The sequence below is a fragment of the Paenibacillus algorifonticola genome, from assembly GCF_000971975.1.
Classification (GTDB): domain Bacteria; phylum Bacillota; class Bacilli; order Paenibacillales; family Paenibacillaceae; genus Pristimantibacillus; species Pristimantibacillus algorifonticola.
In genome coordinates, this window is the sequence record NZ_KQ040779.1 from 68,076 (window position 1) to 84,299 (window position 16,224).

Annotated in this window: 17 protein-coding genes; 2 read left to right on the forward strand and 15 right to left on the reverse strand. The window is 37.6% G+C overall.

Translation table 11 applies throughout. The annotated features are described in order from the left end of the window. Positions 1-70 precede the first annotated feature (70 nt). From WH37_RS01810 to rfbC, 4 genes are read right to left on the reverse strand one after another with little or no spacing between them, the layout of a single operon-like run. The gene (locus WH37_RS01810) at positions 71-1,018 is read right to left on the reverse strand and encodes a glycosyltransferase family 2 protein (RefSeq protein WP_046228855.1); all 948 of its coding nucleotides are present in this window, start codon (positions 1,016-1,018) and stop codon (positions 71-73) included. A gap of 9 nt (positions 1,019-1,027) precedes the next feature. Further along, a complete protein-coding gene (gene rfbD / locus WH37_RS01815; RefSeq protein ID WP_046228856.1) occupies positions 1,028-1,897 on the reverse strand; it encodes a dTDP-4-dehydrorhamnose reductase in 870 nt (289 codons plus the stop codon). Continuing rightward, positions 1,894-2,916 (reverse strand): dTDP-glucose 4,6-dehydratase, encoded by a 1,023-nt coding sequence (gene rfbB / locus WH37_RS01820; protein ID WP_046228857.1) that lies wholly within the window; start codon positions 2,914-2,916, stop codon positions 1,894-1,896. The genes rfbD and rfbB overlap by 4 nt, the downstream gene beginning before the upstream one ends. A gap of 9 nt (positions 2,917-2,925) precedes the next feature. Then, positions 2,926-3,483 carry a dTDP-4-dehydrorhamnose 3,5-epimerase gene (gene rfbC, locus WH37_RS01825; protein ID WP_046228858.1) on the reverse strand — a complete coding sequence of 186 codons (558 nt, stop codon included), beginning with the start codon at positions 3,481-3,483 and terminating at the stop codon, positions 2,926-2,928. Positions 3,484-3,950: 467 nt separating this feature from the next. Here rfbC and WH37_RS01830 point away from each other — a divergent pair, with 467 nt between their 5' ends. After that, complete coding sequence (locus tag WH37_RS01830) at positions 3,951-4,391, forward strand: hypothetical protein (protein WP_046228859.1); 441 nt, start codon at positions 3,951-3,953, stop codon at positions 4,389-4,391. Between the two features lie 2 nt (positions 4,392-4,393). Next, positions 4,394-4,846, forward strand: a complete 453-nt coding sequence (locus WH37_RS01835; protein WP_046228860.1) for a hypothetical protein — start codon at positions 4,394-4,396, stop codon at positions 4,844-4,846. A gap of 269 nt (positions 4,847-5,115) precedes the next feature. On the opposite strand, the gene WH37_RS01840 is transcribed toward WH37_RS01835, so the two are convergent. Genes WH37_RS01840 through WH37_RS01890 form a run of 11 tightly spaced genes read right to left on the reverse strand, consistent with a single transcriptional unit; the run spans position 5,116 to position 16,216 of the window. Beyond that, a complete protein-coding gene (locus WH37_RS01840) occupies positions 5,116-5,859 on the reverse strand; it encodes a sugar phosphate nucleotidyltransferase (protein ID WP_046228861.1) in 744 nt (247 codons plus the stop codon). Between the two features lie 48 nt (positions 5,860-5,907). Next, the gene (locus tag WH37_RS01845) at positions 5,908-6,912 is read right to left on the reverse strand and encodes a glycosyltransferase (protein ID WP_331458010.1); all 1,005 of its coding nucleotides are present in this window, start codon (positions 6,910-6,912) and stop codon (positions 5,908-5,910) included. An 11-nt stretch (positions 6,913-6,923) separates the two neighbouring features. Continuing rightward, a complete protein-coding gene (locus tag WH37_RS01850) occupies positions 6,924-7,850 on the reverse strand; it encodes an NAD-dependent epimerase/dehydratase family protein (RefSeq protein ID WP_046228863.1) in 927 nt (308 codons plus the stop codon). A gap of 19 nt (positions 7,851-7,869) precedes the next feature. After that, positions 7,870-8,874: a 4-hydroxy-2-oxovalerate aldolase gene (gene dmpG / locus WH37_RS01855; RefSeq protein WP_046228864.1), complete on the reverse strand. Its 1,005-nt coding sequence runs from the start codon at positions 8,872-8,874 to the stop codon at positions 7,870-7,872. 14 nt (positions 8,875-8,888) lie between these two features. After that, complete coding sequence (locus WH37_RS01860; RefSeq protein ID WP_046228865.1) at positions 8,889-9,758, reverse strand: acetaldehyde dehydrogenase (acetylating); 870 nt, start codon at positions 9,756-9,758, stop codon at positions 8,889-8,891. 22 nt (positions 9,759-9,780) lie between these two features. Further along, entirely contained in the window at positions 9,781-11,571 is a 1,791-nt protein-coding gene (locus tag WH37_RS01865; protein WP_046228866.1) for a thiamine pyrophosphate-binding protein, read from the reverse strand. 17 nt (positions 11,572-11,588) lie between these two features. Then, positions 11,589-12,365 carry an HpcH/HpaI aldolase family protein gene (locus WH37_RS01870; RefSeq protein WP_052736745.1) on the reverse strand — a complete coding sequence of 259 codons (777 nt, stop codon included), beginning with the start codon at positions 12,363-12,365 and terminating at the stop codon, positions 11,589-11,591. A gap of 22 nt (positions 12,366-12,387) precedes the next feature. Further along, the gene (gene rfbG, locus WH37_RS01875) at positions 12,388-13,455 is read right to left on the reverse strand and encodes a CDP-glucose 4,6-dehydratase (RefSeq protein WP_046228992.1); all 1,068 of its coding nucleotides are present in this window, start codon (positions 13,453-13,455) and stop codon (positions 12,388-12,390) included. Positions 13,456-13,459: 4 nt separating this feature from the next. Next, complete coding sequence (gene rfbF, locus WH37_RS01880) at positions 13,460-14,236, reverse strand: glucose-1-phosphate cytidylyltransferase (protein WP_046228867.1); 777 nt, start codon at positions 14,234-14,236, stop codon at positions 13,460-13,462. Between the two features lie 37 nt (positions 14,237-14,273). Then, on the reverse strand, positions 14,274-15,824 hold the full coding sequence (rfbH, locus tag WH37_RS01885; protein ID WP_197091331.1) for a lipopolysaccharide biosynthesis protein RfbH: 1,551 nt from the start codon (positions 15,822-15,824) through the stop codon (positions 14,274-14,276). After that, entirely contained in the window at positions 15,821-16,216 is a 396-nt protein-coding gene (locus WH37_RS01890) for a GtrA family protein (RefSeq protein WP_046228868.1), read from the reverse strand. Before WH37_RS01890 ends, rfbH begins: the two co-directional genes overlap by 4 nt. Between the last annotated feature and the right edge of the window lie 8 nt (positions 16,217-16,224).

Consider the following 16,224-nt stretch of genomic DNA (forward strand, 5'->3'; position numbering starts at 1 on the left):
ATTGTATCAAAATAAGGATGCAAAAAGAACCCCATATGTTTCCACATTGAGGTTCTCATTAAATGACTAATTAACTACGCTTTTCCTTCATCTTGCGATTGACCTGCTTGCGCTTTCGCAGCATAGCAGGCAGCATCTTGAAAATAACTGGCCAAGAGCCAAGCAGCCCTGGTTCTCTAAGCAGAATATAAGCAAGCTTCGCAGCTTCCACGAAAGTCAGCAAGGGAATCAACCAGAGCAGCTGCCAGCTGATTGGCTCATTTTTAATAAGCGTGAACCACCGGTTCTGATACGAATGCCTGCGGATGAACAGCGGGACAGAACGGCGTCCTCCCTGCTTCCATCCTCGGTGATGCAGCGCATCTGCCGAAGGTATATAACTGGCTTTCCAGCCTAGCTTCTGCGCCCGCCACGCCACGTCTACATCCTCTTTATAGGCAAAATAGTCCTCATCAAAAAACTGTCCGTCGATTTGAATATCACGAATCATAGCCATGCGATACACTGCCGCTGCTCCGGAGACGCCGAATACTTCCAGCGGTTTGCTCCAATTCGCGGCTGGCTCATCAGTAGCCAAATCATAGGCTTGACGCGTGCGGCGCATGCCAAGTCCTGCACTGTCCATCTTAGAAGGATCGGAGCCGAATACTAGCTTCCCCGTCACACTGCCGACTTGCGGATTGCTTTCCATGAAAGCTACCAACTCCGCCAAATAATCCTGCCTGAGCGTCACATCGGGATTAAGAACCAAAACGTAATCGGCGTCGGTTTGCGCAATAGCCTGATTTTGCCCGCCAGCAAATCCATTGTTTATGACATTGGATATAAAAAGAATATTGCCTTTCAAGCCTTCGTTTGCGGCATAACGCTGCACAATCGCTTGCGTTCCATCATTGGAAGCATTATCAATAACAATAACCTGCTCTGGCCGCAAAGTCTGACGCAGAACTGCATGTAAGCACGCTTCAATATCTGAAGCGCTATTGTAGGTCACGATACAGACGCTTGCTGTAGCCATTACAACTCATCACTCACTATCTTTTAAATAATGTTGCAGCGCTTCCCTCCATGGACGCAGCTGCTGTAAATTATTGCTGCGGATGGCGCTGTGATCCATGACAGAATACGCTGGTCGAGGAGCGGGACGAGGAAACTCATCGGTTGTACAGGGATCTACCTGAATCTTAATCCCGCTCTCCTCAAATATCGCCTGAGCAAATTCATGCCAAGAACAAACTCCCGTATTAGAAGCATGATAAATACCATAGTTTTCTGTCTGTACAAGCTCTACTAAAAAAAGGGCCAAATCGTACGTATACGTTGGCGAACCTAGCTGATCCGAGACGACCTTCAAGCGTTCACGCTCCGTACCCATTTTCAGCATCGTCTTGATGAAGTTATTTCCGTACTTGCCAAATACCCAAGAAGTTCTGACGATAAAAAAACGATTATGCATCGTTTGTACCGCATATTCGCCCGCCAGCTTGGATTTGCCGTATACCGTTTGCGGATTCGTATTGTCATATTCATTATAAGGCACAGCACTTTTACCATCGAAAACATAATCCGTGCTGATGTAGCAAAGCTTAATGCCCGCCTCCTGAGCGGCAACTGCAAGATTGCGAGTACCTGCTCCATTCACGCGAAAAGCCTCATCCGGCTCGGATTCGGCTTTATCAACAGCTGTATAAGCACCGCAGTGAATGATTGCGTCAGGGTGATGCTGCGCTAGTACGGCACGACATTGCTCACTGTCTGTAACATCCAGTTCAGAGCGGCTAAGGGCGATAATCTCTATTCCCTCAGCCTTAGGCAAATGCGCCAGTTCTGCGCCCAATTGCCCTCCCGCCCCCGTAACAACAATTCGCTGCCACTTCCTGGGTTGCTCGTTGATCATGCTTGATCACCCAATCGATCCTTATACTGCGTATCGTAATATTGCTGGTAAGAGCCTGAAACGACCTGCTCCATCCATTCCTTGTTGTTTAAGTACCACTGAATCGTCGCTTTAATCCCGCTCTCATAGGCGAACTGTGGCTGCCAGCCCAGCTCCTTGCGAATTTTATCCGCATCAATGGCATATCGGCGATCATGACCGAGTCGATCTTGTACATAAGTAATAAGTGACTCTGGCTTGCTCAGCTCTTGCAAAATCGTTTTTACAACATGAAGATTGTCACGCTCATTGTTGCCTCCAACGTTATAAACCTCGCCATTGCGTCCTTTGTGCAATACCAAATCTATGGCACTGCAATGATCTTCGACATAAAGCCAATCGCGAACATTAAGACCATCGCCATAAACTGGAAGCTGCTTATCCTGCAATGCATTCTGTATCATTAGCGGAATAAGCTTCTCCGGAAATTGGTATGGTCCATAGTTATTAGAGCAGCGCGTAATATTAACCGGCAGGCCAAACGTTTCGTGATAAGCTCTTACAAGCAAATCTGCACCAGCTTTACTCGCCGAATAAGGACTATTTGGAGCAAGTGGTGTTTCTTCTGTGAAGAGGCCAGTTGCACCGAGCGTACCATATACTTCATCAGTGGACACTTGAACGAATTTAGAAATCTGGTACTGCTTAGACAAGTCGAGCAGCGTCTGGGTACCCAAAATATTCGTCTGCACAAAAATTTCCGGATGTAAGATACTCCGGTCCACATGCGACTCCGCTGCAAAGTTCAGCACGGCATCTATACCAGCTGCAAACAGCGGCTCAAGCGCGGACTTATCCGTAATATCCGCCTTCACGAATGTATAGTTCGGATGCTGCTCAATACTGCGCAAATTTTCTAAATTGCCTGCGTAAGTTAGCGCATCAACATTAATAATGTGATAGTCAGGATATTTATTGATCATATAAAGCACAAAATTGCTGCCAATAAAACCGGCCCCTCCGGTGATTAATAATTTCACGAGTTAAGCTCACCCTTTGTATACAAAGTTAATTTCCGCATCGGCAAGAACAGGATGCTTGCCGTCCTTGTCAGAAAGAATCGGCGCGGAGGTAGGCCAATCGATTCCAAGTGCCGGATCATTCCAGGCTATGCCTCTGTCATGTTCAGGAGTATAAAGGGCATCTACTTTGTATTGTACTTCGCTATTAGGCACGATTGTACAGAAACCATGGGCGAATCCTTGCGGAACTAGAAGCTGACGCTTGTTAGCAGCGCTTAATATGAAGCCCTGCCAATGACCAAAAGTAGGTGAGCCTTTGCGAATATCGACAACTACGTCGTAAATGGCCCCTGCTGTTACTCGTACCAACTTCGTTTGAGCGTTCGGATTTAGCTGGTAGTGAAGCCCACGAATCACACCAGCATCAACGGATAGGGAGTGATTATCCTGAATGAAAATTGTTTGTATACTGTGATTTTGCAAAGAATTAGCATTATAACTTTCAACAAAAAAACCCCGATGATCCTCAAAAACTTCAGGTTCGAGCAGTTTCAATCCTAAAAGCTCAGCATCAATTACTCTCATCACTATCACCACCGCTTACATTTTAACTTACTAAAGTTTTGCCACACAACTGTTATTAGTAAAATCATACTGCTTACCAGCTTCTATTTCTTCAAGCTATACATGTATGTATATGTTAATACCAGACATGCGATGTGTGTTATGAGATTTGTATCGCTAATCTAACTTTTCCTTATGGTCATCTGTCTCGAACTTGAGCTAACTAAAACAGTAACCCTTTTCATTTAAATTTTCCACAATTTTCTTCGCTGCATCATTTATAGCTGTAGTATCTGTTTCTATTACGATTTCTGGAGTTGCTGGTTCCTCATAGGGTAAGGAGTCTTATATAATGCCACTATATATGAATCCTTTTTCTAACTTTCAAGAATTGCAAAACAAGCTTCTAGTAAGCTGTCCGAAAGATCCAAGTTCTCCAGGTGGCTTGTTTTTAATCGATTTCTCTTTAAAGCATATAAGTAAAATACTTGAAGCAGATTGTCGGGGGAATAGTGGAATGCCGCGATGGTTTCTTTTTAGCTACTAATTCACACGGCATACTTAAGCTTAACGAACGCCTTAATATTGTTAATAACTACGATGTCCCTTCCCTTGATTTGCATGGAATGAAGCTTGGACCTAATCAGATATTATATGTTGTCGAAACAGCAGTAAATGCACTTGGAATCTATCAAACAAATCCGTTCAAAAGAATCGATGAGATTAAGATTTCACCATTTTCAGACGACCAAAATCATATTAACGATATTTATATATCAAATGATAGCATATTTGTATCCATGTTTTCATTAACTGGGGCTGGCGAAATAGAGATGGGCTATTTGATGGCGTTATTTCAGAATATGATTTACAATCAAAACAACTTATTAAAGTACATTATGATAACTTACAGCTTCCTCATAGTGTAGTAATGATTGAAAATAAAATTCATTATTGTGAGTCATTAAATTTAAGTTTGAATAAAGAGAGTGAGCCTGTTGCATCTCAAGGTGGTTATACCCGTGGTCTTGACTATGACGGCCGTAATTTCTACATAGGTCAGAGTGAAATGAGACATCTCGATAGAATACTGTCAATCGTTCCGAACGTTAATATTGATTGTGGTATTCATATATTAGATTCTATTAGACGCACCAATAGATTTTTTCCGTTGCCAGCAACACAAGTATATGAAATCCTAGTACTGAACAAAAAATTTATACAAGAAGATATTCCTGAATCGGTGTATTTAAATAACCATAGTGCGTATAAAAGCATAGTTTCACTAAACGAATGGCATGATGAAGAAGAACAACATCGTTGGATGTCATCCAGTAAAGCGACTTTAAAAATCAAAAAGCAGCAATATGCAAATTTCTTATAAATTGAAGCGCTAAGTACTTTCCCTGGAAATTACAGTTGTGATATATTCATAAATCAAAAACTCCTAGGAAAACTATCTTTTTTAAATCCTGACTGGAAACATGAAAAATTTCCAGTCGATCATATAGAATCAGGAGTAGTTGAATTAACATTTATAGTTGACTTTCTTTGGTCTCCCTCAGAACATCTTAATAACTCAGATAATCGAAATCTTGGAATGGGATTTAAGTTTGTTGGTTTTAAGGATAGGAATATCTAGTCTAGACTAACTTAAAATTTGAACTTTCCAAATTCATCACCATAAACAACAAATTTGGAAAGTTCATTTGCCCTATGATAAGAATCATGAGTGCCAGCATCTGTCCACCAACCATGCAATACATCATAAGTCAACTCTTGCGAGGCAATATACGCATTGTTAACATCTGTTATCTCTAACTCGCCACGATTAGAAGGTTTTAAAGATCGAATTATATTAAATACTCGGCTATCATACATATATATCCCTGTAACTGCATAATTGCTCTTAGGCGCTTGTGGCTTCTCTTCTATTGAAACAATTTTCCCCTCTGACAACTCAGGCACACCGTAACGTTGAGGGTCATAAACCTCTTGTATTAGAATTTTGGCCCCTTCTACTTGCTGTCTGTAACTCTCGACAAAATTTACTATTTGATTTTCAAATATGTTATCCCCAAGCAATACTACCATGCGCTCCTGATTTGCAAAATTTTCGGCCATACCTAAGGCTTGAGCAATCCCTCCTGCTTCATCCTGAACTTTATAAGTAAATGATAAACCAAATTCCTGTCCGCTTCCTATTAAACTAACAACATCACCCATATGTTCTTTACCAGTAACAATGAGAATATCAGTAATACCGGACTCTTTGAGCTTGGCAATAGAATGAAATATCATAGGATATTTCCCAACAGGAAGGAGATGCTTATTGGTCACTTTAGTTAAAGGAAACAACCGTGATCCTGTGCCACCAGCTAAAATTATTCCTTTCATACCTGCTTCTCCATTCGAATTTCACATATTGTTTAATTTATATTTAAATCAAGCAGAATAATAAATTTTTTTATTATCAGTCTTTGGCGTAACTGAGCTAAGATTTTCAGGAAACTTATCAAAATTAATTCTCTCTTTTTCAACAACATGGGGCCTTTTCAGTACCTGGGTATGAATAGAACCAATATATTCACCAATTATTCCGATAAAAAACAACTGAACTGAACTGAATAAAAATAATCCGATAACAAGAGGAGCAGTTCCAACGGAAAAATAATTCCAAAAGAGAAGCTTAGCTAAAAAATATACAACTGCTACTATAAAACTGAATGCTGACATAACAAATCCAACCATCGCCGCCAATCTCAGAGGAATTTTAGAATGGTTTGTTATCCCCAACATAGCAATATCATACAACGTATAAAAATTATTAGCAGTTACTCCCCGCTTTCTTGAAGGTTGTACATATTCTATTTTGTAGCTCTCAAAACCAATATCAGAAATTAATCCTCTGAAGTAGGGATAAGGGTCATCAATTCCTCTTAATATTTCAATAACACGTGCATCATATAATCCAAAGCCTGTATTATTTTTCGTAAGCTCAATTTCGGAAACTTTATTAATGAAATTATAATACATCTTGCGAATACCAAACATAAGTGCTGATTCTTCGCTTTGTGATTTCACTCCAAGAACAATTTTGAAACCCTCTTCCCATTTTTCAATAAAATCTCTAATCATTCTTGGAGGATCTTGAAGATCTGCGACTAATAGAATTGCTGCATGCCCTCTTGCTTGTAGAAGAGCATGGTAAGGTGAGCGAATATGCCCAAAATTTCTTGCATTAGCTATAACTTTGACATTAGGATCTTTTTGAGCTATGGATCTGAGCAAATCAAGCGTCTTATCCTTTGATGCATTGTCAATAAAGATATGTTCATAAACATATCCATTTAATGTTTCAAATATATTTTTTACTTGTTCATAAACCTCTTCTACATTAGCTTCCTCATTGTAGCACGGAGTTACAATACTAATAAACTTCAGTTGGATTCACCTCCAAGTTAATTTTTCAGTATTTCTTTTAACTCATTATTTATGGAGTCTATTGAACGAAACTCCGGTTTATATCCTAAAATCTCTGCCCGTTTGTTTAAAGAATAATAATTCGACTTTATCCCCGTAACAGAAGTTAATACTTTATTATCTTCGATTGAAACCTTTAAATTATAATGTTTTTCAAAAAAACTAATCATTTCAAATTTGCTTATTGGCTCAAGGCTATACACATCAAAAACGTCATTTATATCTTTAGCCTGGATACATTTTTCAATAATATTAAGAAAATCTTTAGGATCTATGTAATCCCTAACCATATCACTATTTCCTGTAATAAATGCACTACCGGATTTGACACAATTGACAATGTCACTTAGAAAATAAGGTGTTTTCAGGTCAATGAATCTGCTAAAAAATCCAAATACTCTTAAATCGATAATATTAAATTGACTAAAAGCTCTGTGCTTTGTTTCAGTATTAATTTTTGAAATCGTGTAGTAATCTGTTGATGATATATTATTAATATTAATTAATGCATTCTTATTTTGATCTGCTGGTGTATTAAAGTTCGAACCATAGGCAACACCACTACTTAAATTTATATATAATGTTTCTTTATTTAATTCTAAATAATCCAGAATTAAATTATCAAACTCCTCAGTCAATTTAAAAATCGATCCTCCAGCTCTTCTAAGCTTTCCTGGATCACCAATTCCTACACAATTAATGACTACATCATATTTGTGATCACTAAACTCAGAAAAAGAATGAATAGAGCTATTTTCACTTGAGCTTATCTCTGTAGTCATAAAACTTTTTACAGCTTCCGTATTTCTAGCGAATAAAAATAATTGATAATTTTTTGTAGAAAGCCCGTAAATAATATTTTTAGCAATATGCCCTGTTGAACCTAATATAGCTACTTTCTTCATCTTAGTTCTCCTCACCTATTTATCGTAATTGGGATAGATTTACCGCTACTTCCAATATGAGATCTTCTTGCCCTGCAACCACTCTTCTTTTCCCAAGCTCAAAAAATATATCCTTTGGATCTAAATTGTATTCCTTCGCAATTCTTTCCACAGGTTTTGAAAATCCAGAAAAAACGCCCGCCATTCCACTTACAATACTTGAAGAAGTAACATAAGGTATTGTTACGAAGGATTTTTCAACTATGTCAGCTGCATCCAAAAGTTTATATAAATCGACATCTGTTTCGTAACCCATCTGTTGTAATACAGCTACTAGAATTTCCAGTTGTGCATTTCCTGCTCCTGCGCCAAATCCGCGAATTGTTGCATCAACGATTACTGCGCCTTCTTCTACTGCTGCAATAGAATTAGCAATTGCCATACCTAGATTGTTATGAGCATGAAATCCAATTGGCATATTTAAGCTATGAACAAGCGTTCTTATCTTCTCTCTAACATTAGCAGGTAAATATGCTCCCGCTGAATCCATAATAATTATCCCCTGAGCCCCATAACTTTTCATTTTCAGAGCCTCTTCTACTAAAATAGAAGCAGGAGCCATATGCGACATCATCAGAACGCCATAAACTTCTTTTTCTCTATTACGTGCATACTCAATATGCCGCTTTGTTATATCAGCCTCTGTACAATGAGAAGCTACTCTAATTACATCCACCCCTGCATCAATTGCAGAATTAAGATCTCTCTTAATAGTTGCAAAACCCGGAATAACATGTATTCCTAATTTCGTGTTCTTGAGATGCTTCTTGGATTCTTCTATCATTTCAATGTCTGATATTAAACTTGTACCTAATTGTAATGATGATGCTCCTAACCCATTGCCATGGCCAATTTCTAAAATTGGAACCTGGGCTTCCTCAGCAAGTTTTGAGTAAAGGGCAATATCTTCTTTTTTCAACTGATGTTTTATTGCATGAGAACCGTCTCTTAATGTTGGATCACTGATTAAAATACGAGAAGGCATAATTTCCTCCTATGTTATAAAAAATATTTTTTAGCATACTCTTCTGCCATAGCTATACCTGCACAATTAATAATATCCAGATTTCCAGCGTAGGATGGGAGATAATCTCCGGCTCCTTGAACCTTTACCATTATCACCAATCTATCATTTTCAATTGTAGGAGGTATAAGTAATTGGTAACCAGGGACATAATTTTGTATTTGTTCCACTATTTCATCTACTTTTGCACGAAGTCTTTCTATATCTGGCTTTTGTACTAATGCAAAAACAGTAGTCTGCATATCAATACATGGATGTGCCGGATTCAAATTCAAAATAGTTTTTGTTTTTTCACATCCGGAGAAAAACGAAAGTGCATTTTCTGTTGTTTCAATATATTCGTCTAAATTAATTCGTGTAGCTGCTCCTGCACTTTTAGAAGAAATACTTGAAACGACTTCAATATAATCAACATTATCATGTATTAATCCAATGGCATACGCTAATGGGATCGAAGCTTGTCCTCCACATGTAACCATATTCACATTATCATAATCCAGGCACTCATGTAGATTCACTGCAGGAATACACATTTCTCCAATTTTAGCTGGCGTCATGTCAATTACTTTTTTTTCTAATTCTTTCAATATTGGAGCATGCACTTTATGATCAGCGGCAGAAGTTGCATCAAAAACAATATCACATACATCTGGATTATCAATTATTGCCTGAATACTTCTATCGGATGTTTGCACTCCTAAACCTCTAGCCTTAATCATTCCAGGGGAATCAAAGTTTCTACCAATAAAAAGACTACATTCAAGATATTTTGATCTTTGAATTTTGATCAATAAATCGGTGCCTATATTTCCACTTCCTAAAATAGCAACTCTAATTTTTTTCATCACATATCTCCATAGTGAGTATTTATGAACTAGCAAACATATTTTTTTTCAATTCTTCTGGATCCAAAAAAGGAAACATGTCATGTATTGGTTTTGAAACCATCCTGCCATCATCTAGCTTAGCCGAAGATACCGTAGGTATTATGAGCTGATTAGGCTGTGATGTAATCCCACAAATCACTGGCCCCTCTATTGCAAGAGCTTGATTAATCGCATCTTTTAATCCATATCTATTTTCACATGCAATATAAGGAATGCCATAGGCATTTGCTATTTTATCAAGATCCGGAATAGAAACGCCAGAATCGATACTTGTACCAACATAATGACCTGAAAAATAAGCGTTTTGTGTATTACGAATCGATACATAACCATCATTATTTAAAACAAACAGTTTTACATTGAGTTGATAATGTTTCATAGTTTGCAGCTCTTGAATATTTGTTTGCAAAGAGCCGTCTCCTGTTACACATATAACATTCAAATCAGAATCAGCAGTTGCAATGCCAAGGCTTGCCGGGAGAGCATACCCCATGGCGCCCAACCCACCAGAAACAATGTATCGTTGATTCTCCTTGATTTTCAATCCTTGTCCCATGACATAAAAAGCTGAACCAGCATCAGTTACAATTGTCTCATTTCCTACTAATTCATTACTCAATACTTCTGCAAACTCATAAAAGTTTACTGGACCATCATCTATAATATGAGGTTCATTAAATACTGCATATTTGGTCTTCCAATTAATGCAAGCATCCTTCCAACCATCAATATTTAATGAAAGTTTCTCATGTTTATTCATTAACTCAATAAATGTTTTTATATCACTATTTATTTTTATATTAACTCCAACATTCTCTCTTTCCAATACCGCTTTGTCTAATTCAATTTGAATCTTTATGGCATGAGGTGCAAAATGCTCAACATCATAGCCTGTTGTCTGAGCATGTAAGCTACTTCCTAATACCAAAATCAAATCCGCATTTTGCACACACAAGTTCCCTGCACGATCACCTTTAACACCTGGATGACCTACAAATAAGTCAGAAACATATGGCAAAACATCTTTTCCAAGCTGGGTAGTTACTACCGGTATATTAAGTTTGTGGACAAAATCTCTAAAGTCATTTATGCAACCTGCAGCCCTGATTCCATGTCCTGCAAGTAGAATTGGACGTTCAGCCTTCTTCAAAAGCTCAATGACATCTTCTATTTCTTGAGCATTAACTTTGTAGTTATTCTCTAGTTCTGGTGTATAACCTTCTAACTCTTCCGTATCAATCAATGCACCTTGAATATTCAACGGTATATCAATTAGAACCGGTCCTGGTCTTCCAGTAGTAGCCAAGAAAACGGCTTTTTCCAAATGGAACCTTATGGACTTGGGGTCGGTTACAAACACAGAATATTTGGTAATAGGTTCAGTAATAGCTACTATATCAACTTCAAACGTACCATATTGTCTTAATCCAGAAATTTGTGTGCCTCTTACTGTTTGCAATAAATTACTTTGCCCCGTTATAAATAAAACAGGCGCAGAATCAAGCCACGCACCTGTTAAACCCGTTACAATATTGGTCGCTCCAGGACCACTGGTTGCATAGCAAACTCCAAGTTGATTCGTTTGTCTAGCATATCCTTCAGCTGCCATTGCAGAAGCTTGTTCATGATGATTACAATAATATTTCACCTGGGTTAATTGTCCTAGAGCATCAATAAGATGCATCATTCCTCCGCCAGATAACATGAAGGCTGATTTAATTCCCATACTTTCGATATAATTTGCAATATAATCAGACACACGAATTTTCATAGTCTTTCCTCCATCCTTTAGATTAACTTACTAACCTCATTAAATTCTTTAACAATATTAGAGCCCATCTGATAAATCAGGTTGGAATCTACTCCATAAACGACTACATTAGCTCCTAAATTAAAAGCATATTCTATTTCATTCTTACTTTTCACCATCATACCTATGGCCTTGCCTGATGATTTAATTTGCTTGATTGAGTCTTCTAAAAATCTGGTAACCTCTGGGTGAGAGACATCCCCATTACATCCTAAAGCAAGAGACATATCATAAATACCTAAGTAAATTAAATCCAAATTATCTATTAATAGAACTTTTTCTAACTCATCGTATGATTTTTTATTCTCAATAATAATAGATGTTAACCCAAATTCATTAGAAAGCTTACCGCCAGTGTTTGTTCTAGGGTTAGCATATTTCGCTGCGCGGATAAACGGATTATAGCCTCTTGAGCCTTCTGGAGCAAACTTCATATATTCCACAGCTTGGCAGGCACTATCATATCCTGCAACTTGAGGAACTATAATACCATGAGCCCCCAGATCAAGCGCGTTTTGTATAACGCTCTGCATGATGCCGGGTACCCTCACTATAGGAGCGCATCCAGTAGATTCACATGCTCTAATGCATGCATCTAGGGAACCCATATCAAAAACGCCATGCTCCATATCTAAAATCTGAAAATCAAAACCGGAAAAACCCAGTATCTCTACTAGTATTGGAGAAGGAATGGTATTCCAAAGTCCTAAAACAGGTTGGCCTTGTTTTATTTTTCGTTTCAGCGCATTCTCCATTTTCTTCATCCTCTTTCCAAAGTTACATACTAAAATATTCTTCAATTTGATTGTAAGTCATTTCTCTCATATCGCTATTATTCTCATATGCTTTTGTCCATTCTACAATCTTTATTAGAGTGCTCTGAATATTCCATTTACTATTCCAATTTAATTCTGTGTTTGCTTTAGAGCAATCCAGCTTTAAATAAGTTGCCTCATGTGGTTGCTGCGAATCATTAATGACATACTTGGCATCTGACCCCCATGTTTCACATAACTTCTTTACAATCCAATCCACTGGCTTAGCATCCGTATCAGCGGGGCCAAAATTCCAAGCAGAAGCATATTTAGCTCCTTCGAGATATAGCTTTTCTGCTAGCATCATATAACCGCTTAGCGGCTCCAACACATGCTGCCATGGTCTTACAGAGCTTGGATTCCGCACAATAATTTCTTTATTACTTAATAGAGAAGTCAGACAATCGGGTATCAAACGATCTTTTGCCCAATCACCGCCTCCTATCACATTACCAGCTCTAACAGAAGCTAGAGCAAGATTATTAACTCCATCATTAACTTCAAAAAAAGAATTTCGATAGGCTTGCGTTACTAATTCCGAGCATGCTTTACTACTAGAATAAGGATCATGTCCTCCCAAAGGTTCATTCTCCCTGTATCCCCAATGCCATTCCTTATTATCATATACTTTATCGGTCGTAATATTTATTAAAGCTTTTAGATTTTTAACTTTTCTCGCAGCTTCAAGAATATTTATCGTTCCCATAATATTAACTTCAAAAGTTTCTCTAGGTGCGAGATACGATTCTCTAACTAATGGTTGAGCAGCCATATGAAATATGATATCTGGACAACTTTCTTCAATAGCGGATTCAATTTGTTTCTGATCACGTATATCAGCTATATACGACTTTTCTAACAATTCTTCTACCTTGCATAAGCTGTATAAATTAGGTGATGTGTTAGGGGCTAATGAGTATCCAGTTATTTTGGCACCTAACTTAGCAAGAGTCATCACTAACCAAGAACCTTTAAAACCAGTATGACCAGTAATAAAAACCTTTTTATTATGCCAAAAATGATTATTCATCGTTCTAACCCCAATTTTTCCATGGAGCATCTCCATTTGACCACAGCTGCTCCAGATAATTTTTATCTCTTAAAGTGTCCATAGGCTGCCAAAAGCCATCATGCTTATAGGCAATTAACTCATTTTGGGAGGCTAATTTTTCAAGAGGCTCTTTTTCAAGAATTGTACTATCTCCCTCAATAAAGTTTAATACCTCTGGTTGCATTACAAAAAAACCCGCATTTATCCATGCTCCGTCACCTTTAGGTTTCTCCTGGAATCCCTTTACTTCATTATTATCACCTAGCTCAAGAGCTCCAAATCTTCCGCTTGGTTGAATAGAGGTAACGGTGGCCAATTTACCACTTGCTTGATGAAACGATACTAACTCCTTGATGTTAATATCCGATACACCGTCTCCATATGTCAACATAAAAGGTTCGTTTCTAATATATGGGCTAATCCTTTTTACTCGTCCACCTGTGAGAGTATTTAATCCTGTATTCACCAATGTTACCTTCCAAGGCTCTGCAGAATGATGATGAATAATTGCTTGGTTATCATCAGTAAAATCAAAAGTAACATCTGATTCATGCAAAAAGTAATGAGCAAAATATTCTTTAATATAGTATCCCTTATAACCGAGACAAATAACAAAATCATTATAACCATACGAGGAATATATCTTCATAATATGCCACAAAATCGGTCTCTCACCAATTTCAATCATTGGTTTGGGCCTTAGATGGGATTCTTCACTTATTCGGGTTCCAAAACCTCCAGCAAGAATAACTACCTTCATGTCTTACCTCCGTATGTGTTGTTTGAATTAGTTTCTATTAGCTATTCTGACTTACAAACTCATGTATTTTTTCTATTACATAATCAATCATTTGTTCCGTTAAGCCAGGATAGACCCCAACTAGAAACGTATCCTGTAATATTTTATCCGTATTTGTAAGGTCTCCATGAATTCGATAATTAACCCCTTCAAAAGCAGGCTGTCTTGTTAAATTTCCAGCAAATAGCATTCTGGTTTGAATTTTATTAGACTCTAAGAAATTCACAATTTCATTTTTCTTAAAGCTAACACCATCTTTTATGGTGAGTATAAATCCAAACCAGCTAGGATCGGCATTTTCAGTTGCTTTAGGAAGAATAAAATATTGCTCCAAATCCTGCAACCCTGCATGTAATCTATTAAAATTACTTATTCTTGCCTGTGTAAAATCAGGAACTTTTTTTAGTTGTTCAACGCCGACCGCTGCCTGCATATCTGTTACTCTCAAGTTATAGCCGATATGAGAATATGTGTATTTATGATCATATCCTTCAGGCAACGTACCTAGCTGCCAGCCAAATCTTTTTTTACAAGTATCATCACAACCGGAAGGACACCAGCAATCTCTTCCCCAATCTCTAAAAGATTCAATAATCATCTTTAGTTTAGGATCATTTGTATAAACAGCTCCACCTTCACCCATCGTCATATGGTGCGGAGGATAGAAGCTGGATGTAGCTATGTGTCCAAAGGTACCAGTAAGTTTTCCATTATATTTAGAACCAAGAGCGTCACAATTGTCTTCAATAACCCATAGGTTATATTTTTTTGCAACCTCCATCACTTTCTCCAAATTAAACGGGTTTCCCATAGTATGTGCGATCATAATTGCTTTTGTTTTTGGTGTAATAGCGTCTTCAATTCGTTCAGCTAAAATATTGTATGTACCCAGATCCACATCAATAAATACTGGTACCGCTCCATTCTGGACGATAGGCGTTACCGTTGTAGGGAATCCTGCTGCTACTGTAATAACTTCATCACCTGGCATAACTCTTCGATCACCAAGCTTTGGAGAAGTTAAAGTTGAGAATGCCAGCAAGTTGGCTGATGACCCCGAGTTTGTTAATAAAGCATAGCGAACACCTATAAACTCAGCAAACTCTTTCTCAAATTGCTTATTAAATCTTCCAGCCGTTAACCAAAAATCTAGCGATGAATCTACTAGACTCTTCATTTCTAATTCACTATATACGCGTCCCCCATAAGCAAGGGCCGATTGTTCAGGCACAAACTCTTGCTTTTTTTCATGAAACAGGTGATAAAATTGCCCTACCTTAGACAATATTTCCAGCCTCATTACTTTTTCAAATGTTTCTTTAGATAACACCTCGATCAGGCGAACGTCAGCGATGGAGTATACAAAAGTTCTAGTTACATCACACAAGTAACTCTCATTGTTAACTTGGGTCTCGATCATTAATTGACTAGTACTATCTGCCACTATACCTTTCATTAGCTCAATTACATTATAACCATCTGAAGATATTCCTGTAATAATTGCTTTCTTACCATTTCTCGATTCTACCAAGCTGCCAATCGCCATCATTTCAATTCACTCTCCGATACCTTTTCTTTAAAGCTCCAATACTTTTGTCCAAAAAAGCTAATACCAGTCGTAAAAACCATTGCGATTAATTGAGAAAACACTGGATTTACCAACAACATTTCCACAAATAATAATAATAATAAATAATTTATTATGAACGTTACAAGGTAGGTAAATAAAAACTTTATCAACATAGCTTTCGAACTATGACGAATGTTGAATGTCCACCTTTTATTCCAAATAAAACTATTAAAAACACCTAATATATGAGAAATGACTAACGAAAGCGTGTAATCAAGATGGAAAAATTGCAAACATACAAAGAATAAAAGATAACCAATCAACGTATTCATTAATCCCACAACAACAAACTTCATAGATTGATTAAACATCAATCAAC

Bases quoted from the DNA above. Each gene is read 5' to 3' on its own strand.
- rfbG (WP_046228992.1), bottom strand. From the start codon at position 13,455: ATGAATAATCATTTTTGGCATAATAAAAAGGTTTTTATTACTGGTCAT.
- rfbF (WP_046228867.1), bottom strand. From the start codon at position 14,236: ATGAAGGTAGTTATTCTTGCTGGAGGTTTTGGAACCCGAATAAGTGAA.
- WH37_RS01840 (WP_046228861.1), bottom strand. From the start codon at position 5,859: ATGAAAGGAATAATTTTAGCTGGTGGCACAGGATCACGGTTGTTTCCT.
- dmpG (WP_046228864.1), bottom strand. From the start codon at position 8,874: ATGCCTTCTCGTATTTTAATCAGTGATCCAACATTAAGAGACGGTTCT.
- WH37_RS01860 (WP_046228865.1), bottom strand. From the start codon at position 9,758: ATGAAAAAAATTAGAGTTGCTATTTTAGGAAGTGGAAATATAGGCACC.
- rfbC (WP_046228858.1), bottom strand. From the start codon at position 3,483: ATGAGAGTAATTGATGCTGAGCTTTTAGGATTGAAACTGCTCGAACCT.
- WH37_RS01870 (WP_052736745.1), bottom strand. From the start codon at position 12,365: ATGGAGAATGCGCTGAAACGAAAAATAAAACAAGGCCAACCTGTTTTA.
- WH37_RS01865 (WP_046228866.1), bottom strand. From the start codon at position 11,571: ATGAAAATTCGTGTGTCTGATTATATTGCAAATTATATCGAAAGTATG.
- WH37_RS01835 (WP_046228860.1), top strand. From the start codon at position 4,394: ATGATTGAAAATAAAATTCATTATTGTGAGTCATTAAATTTAAGTTTG.
- WH37_RS01850 (WP_046228863.1), bottom strand. From the start codon at position 7,850: ATGAAGAAAGTAGCTATATTAGGTTCAACAGGGCATATTGCTAAAAAT.
- rfbH (WP_197091331.1), bottom strand. From the start codon at position 15,824: ATGATGGCGATTGGCAGCTTGGTAGAATCGAGAAATGGTAAGAAAGCA.
- WH37_RS01890 (WP_046228868.1), bottom strand. From the start codon at position 16,216: ATGTTTAATCAATCTATGAAGTTTGTTGTTGTGGGATTAATGAATACG.
- WH37_RS01810 (WP_046228855.1), bottom strand. From the start codon at position 1,018: ATGGCTACAGCAAGCGTCTGTATCGTGACCTACAATAGCGCTTCAGAT.
- rfbD (WP_046228856.1), bottom strand. From the start codon at position 1,897: ATGATCAACGAGCAACCCAGGAAGTGGCAGCGAATTGTTGTTACGGGG.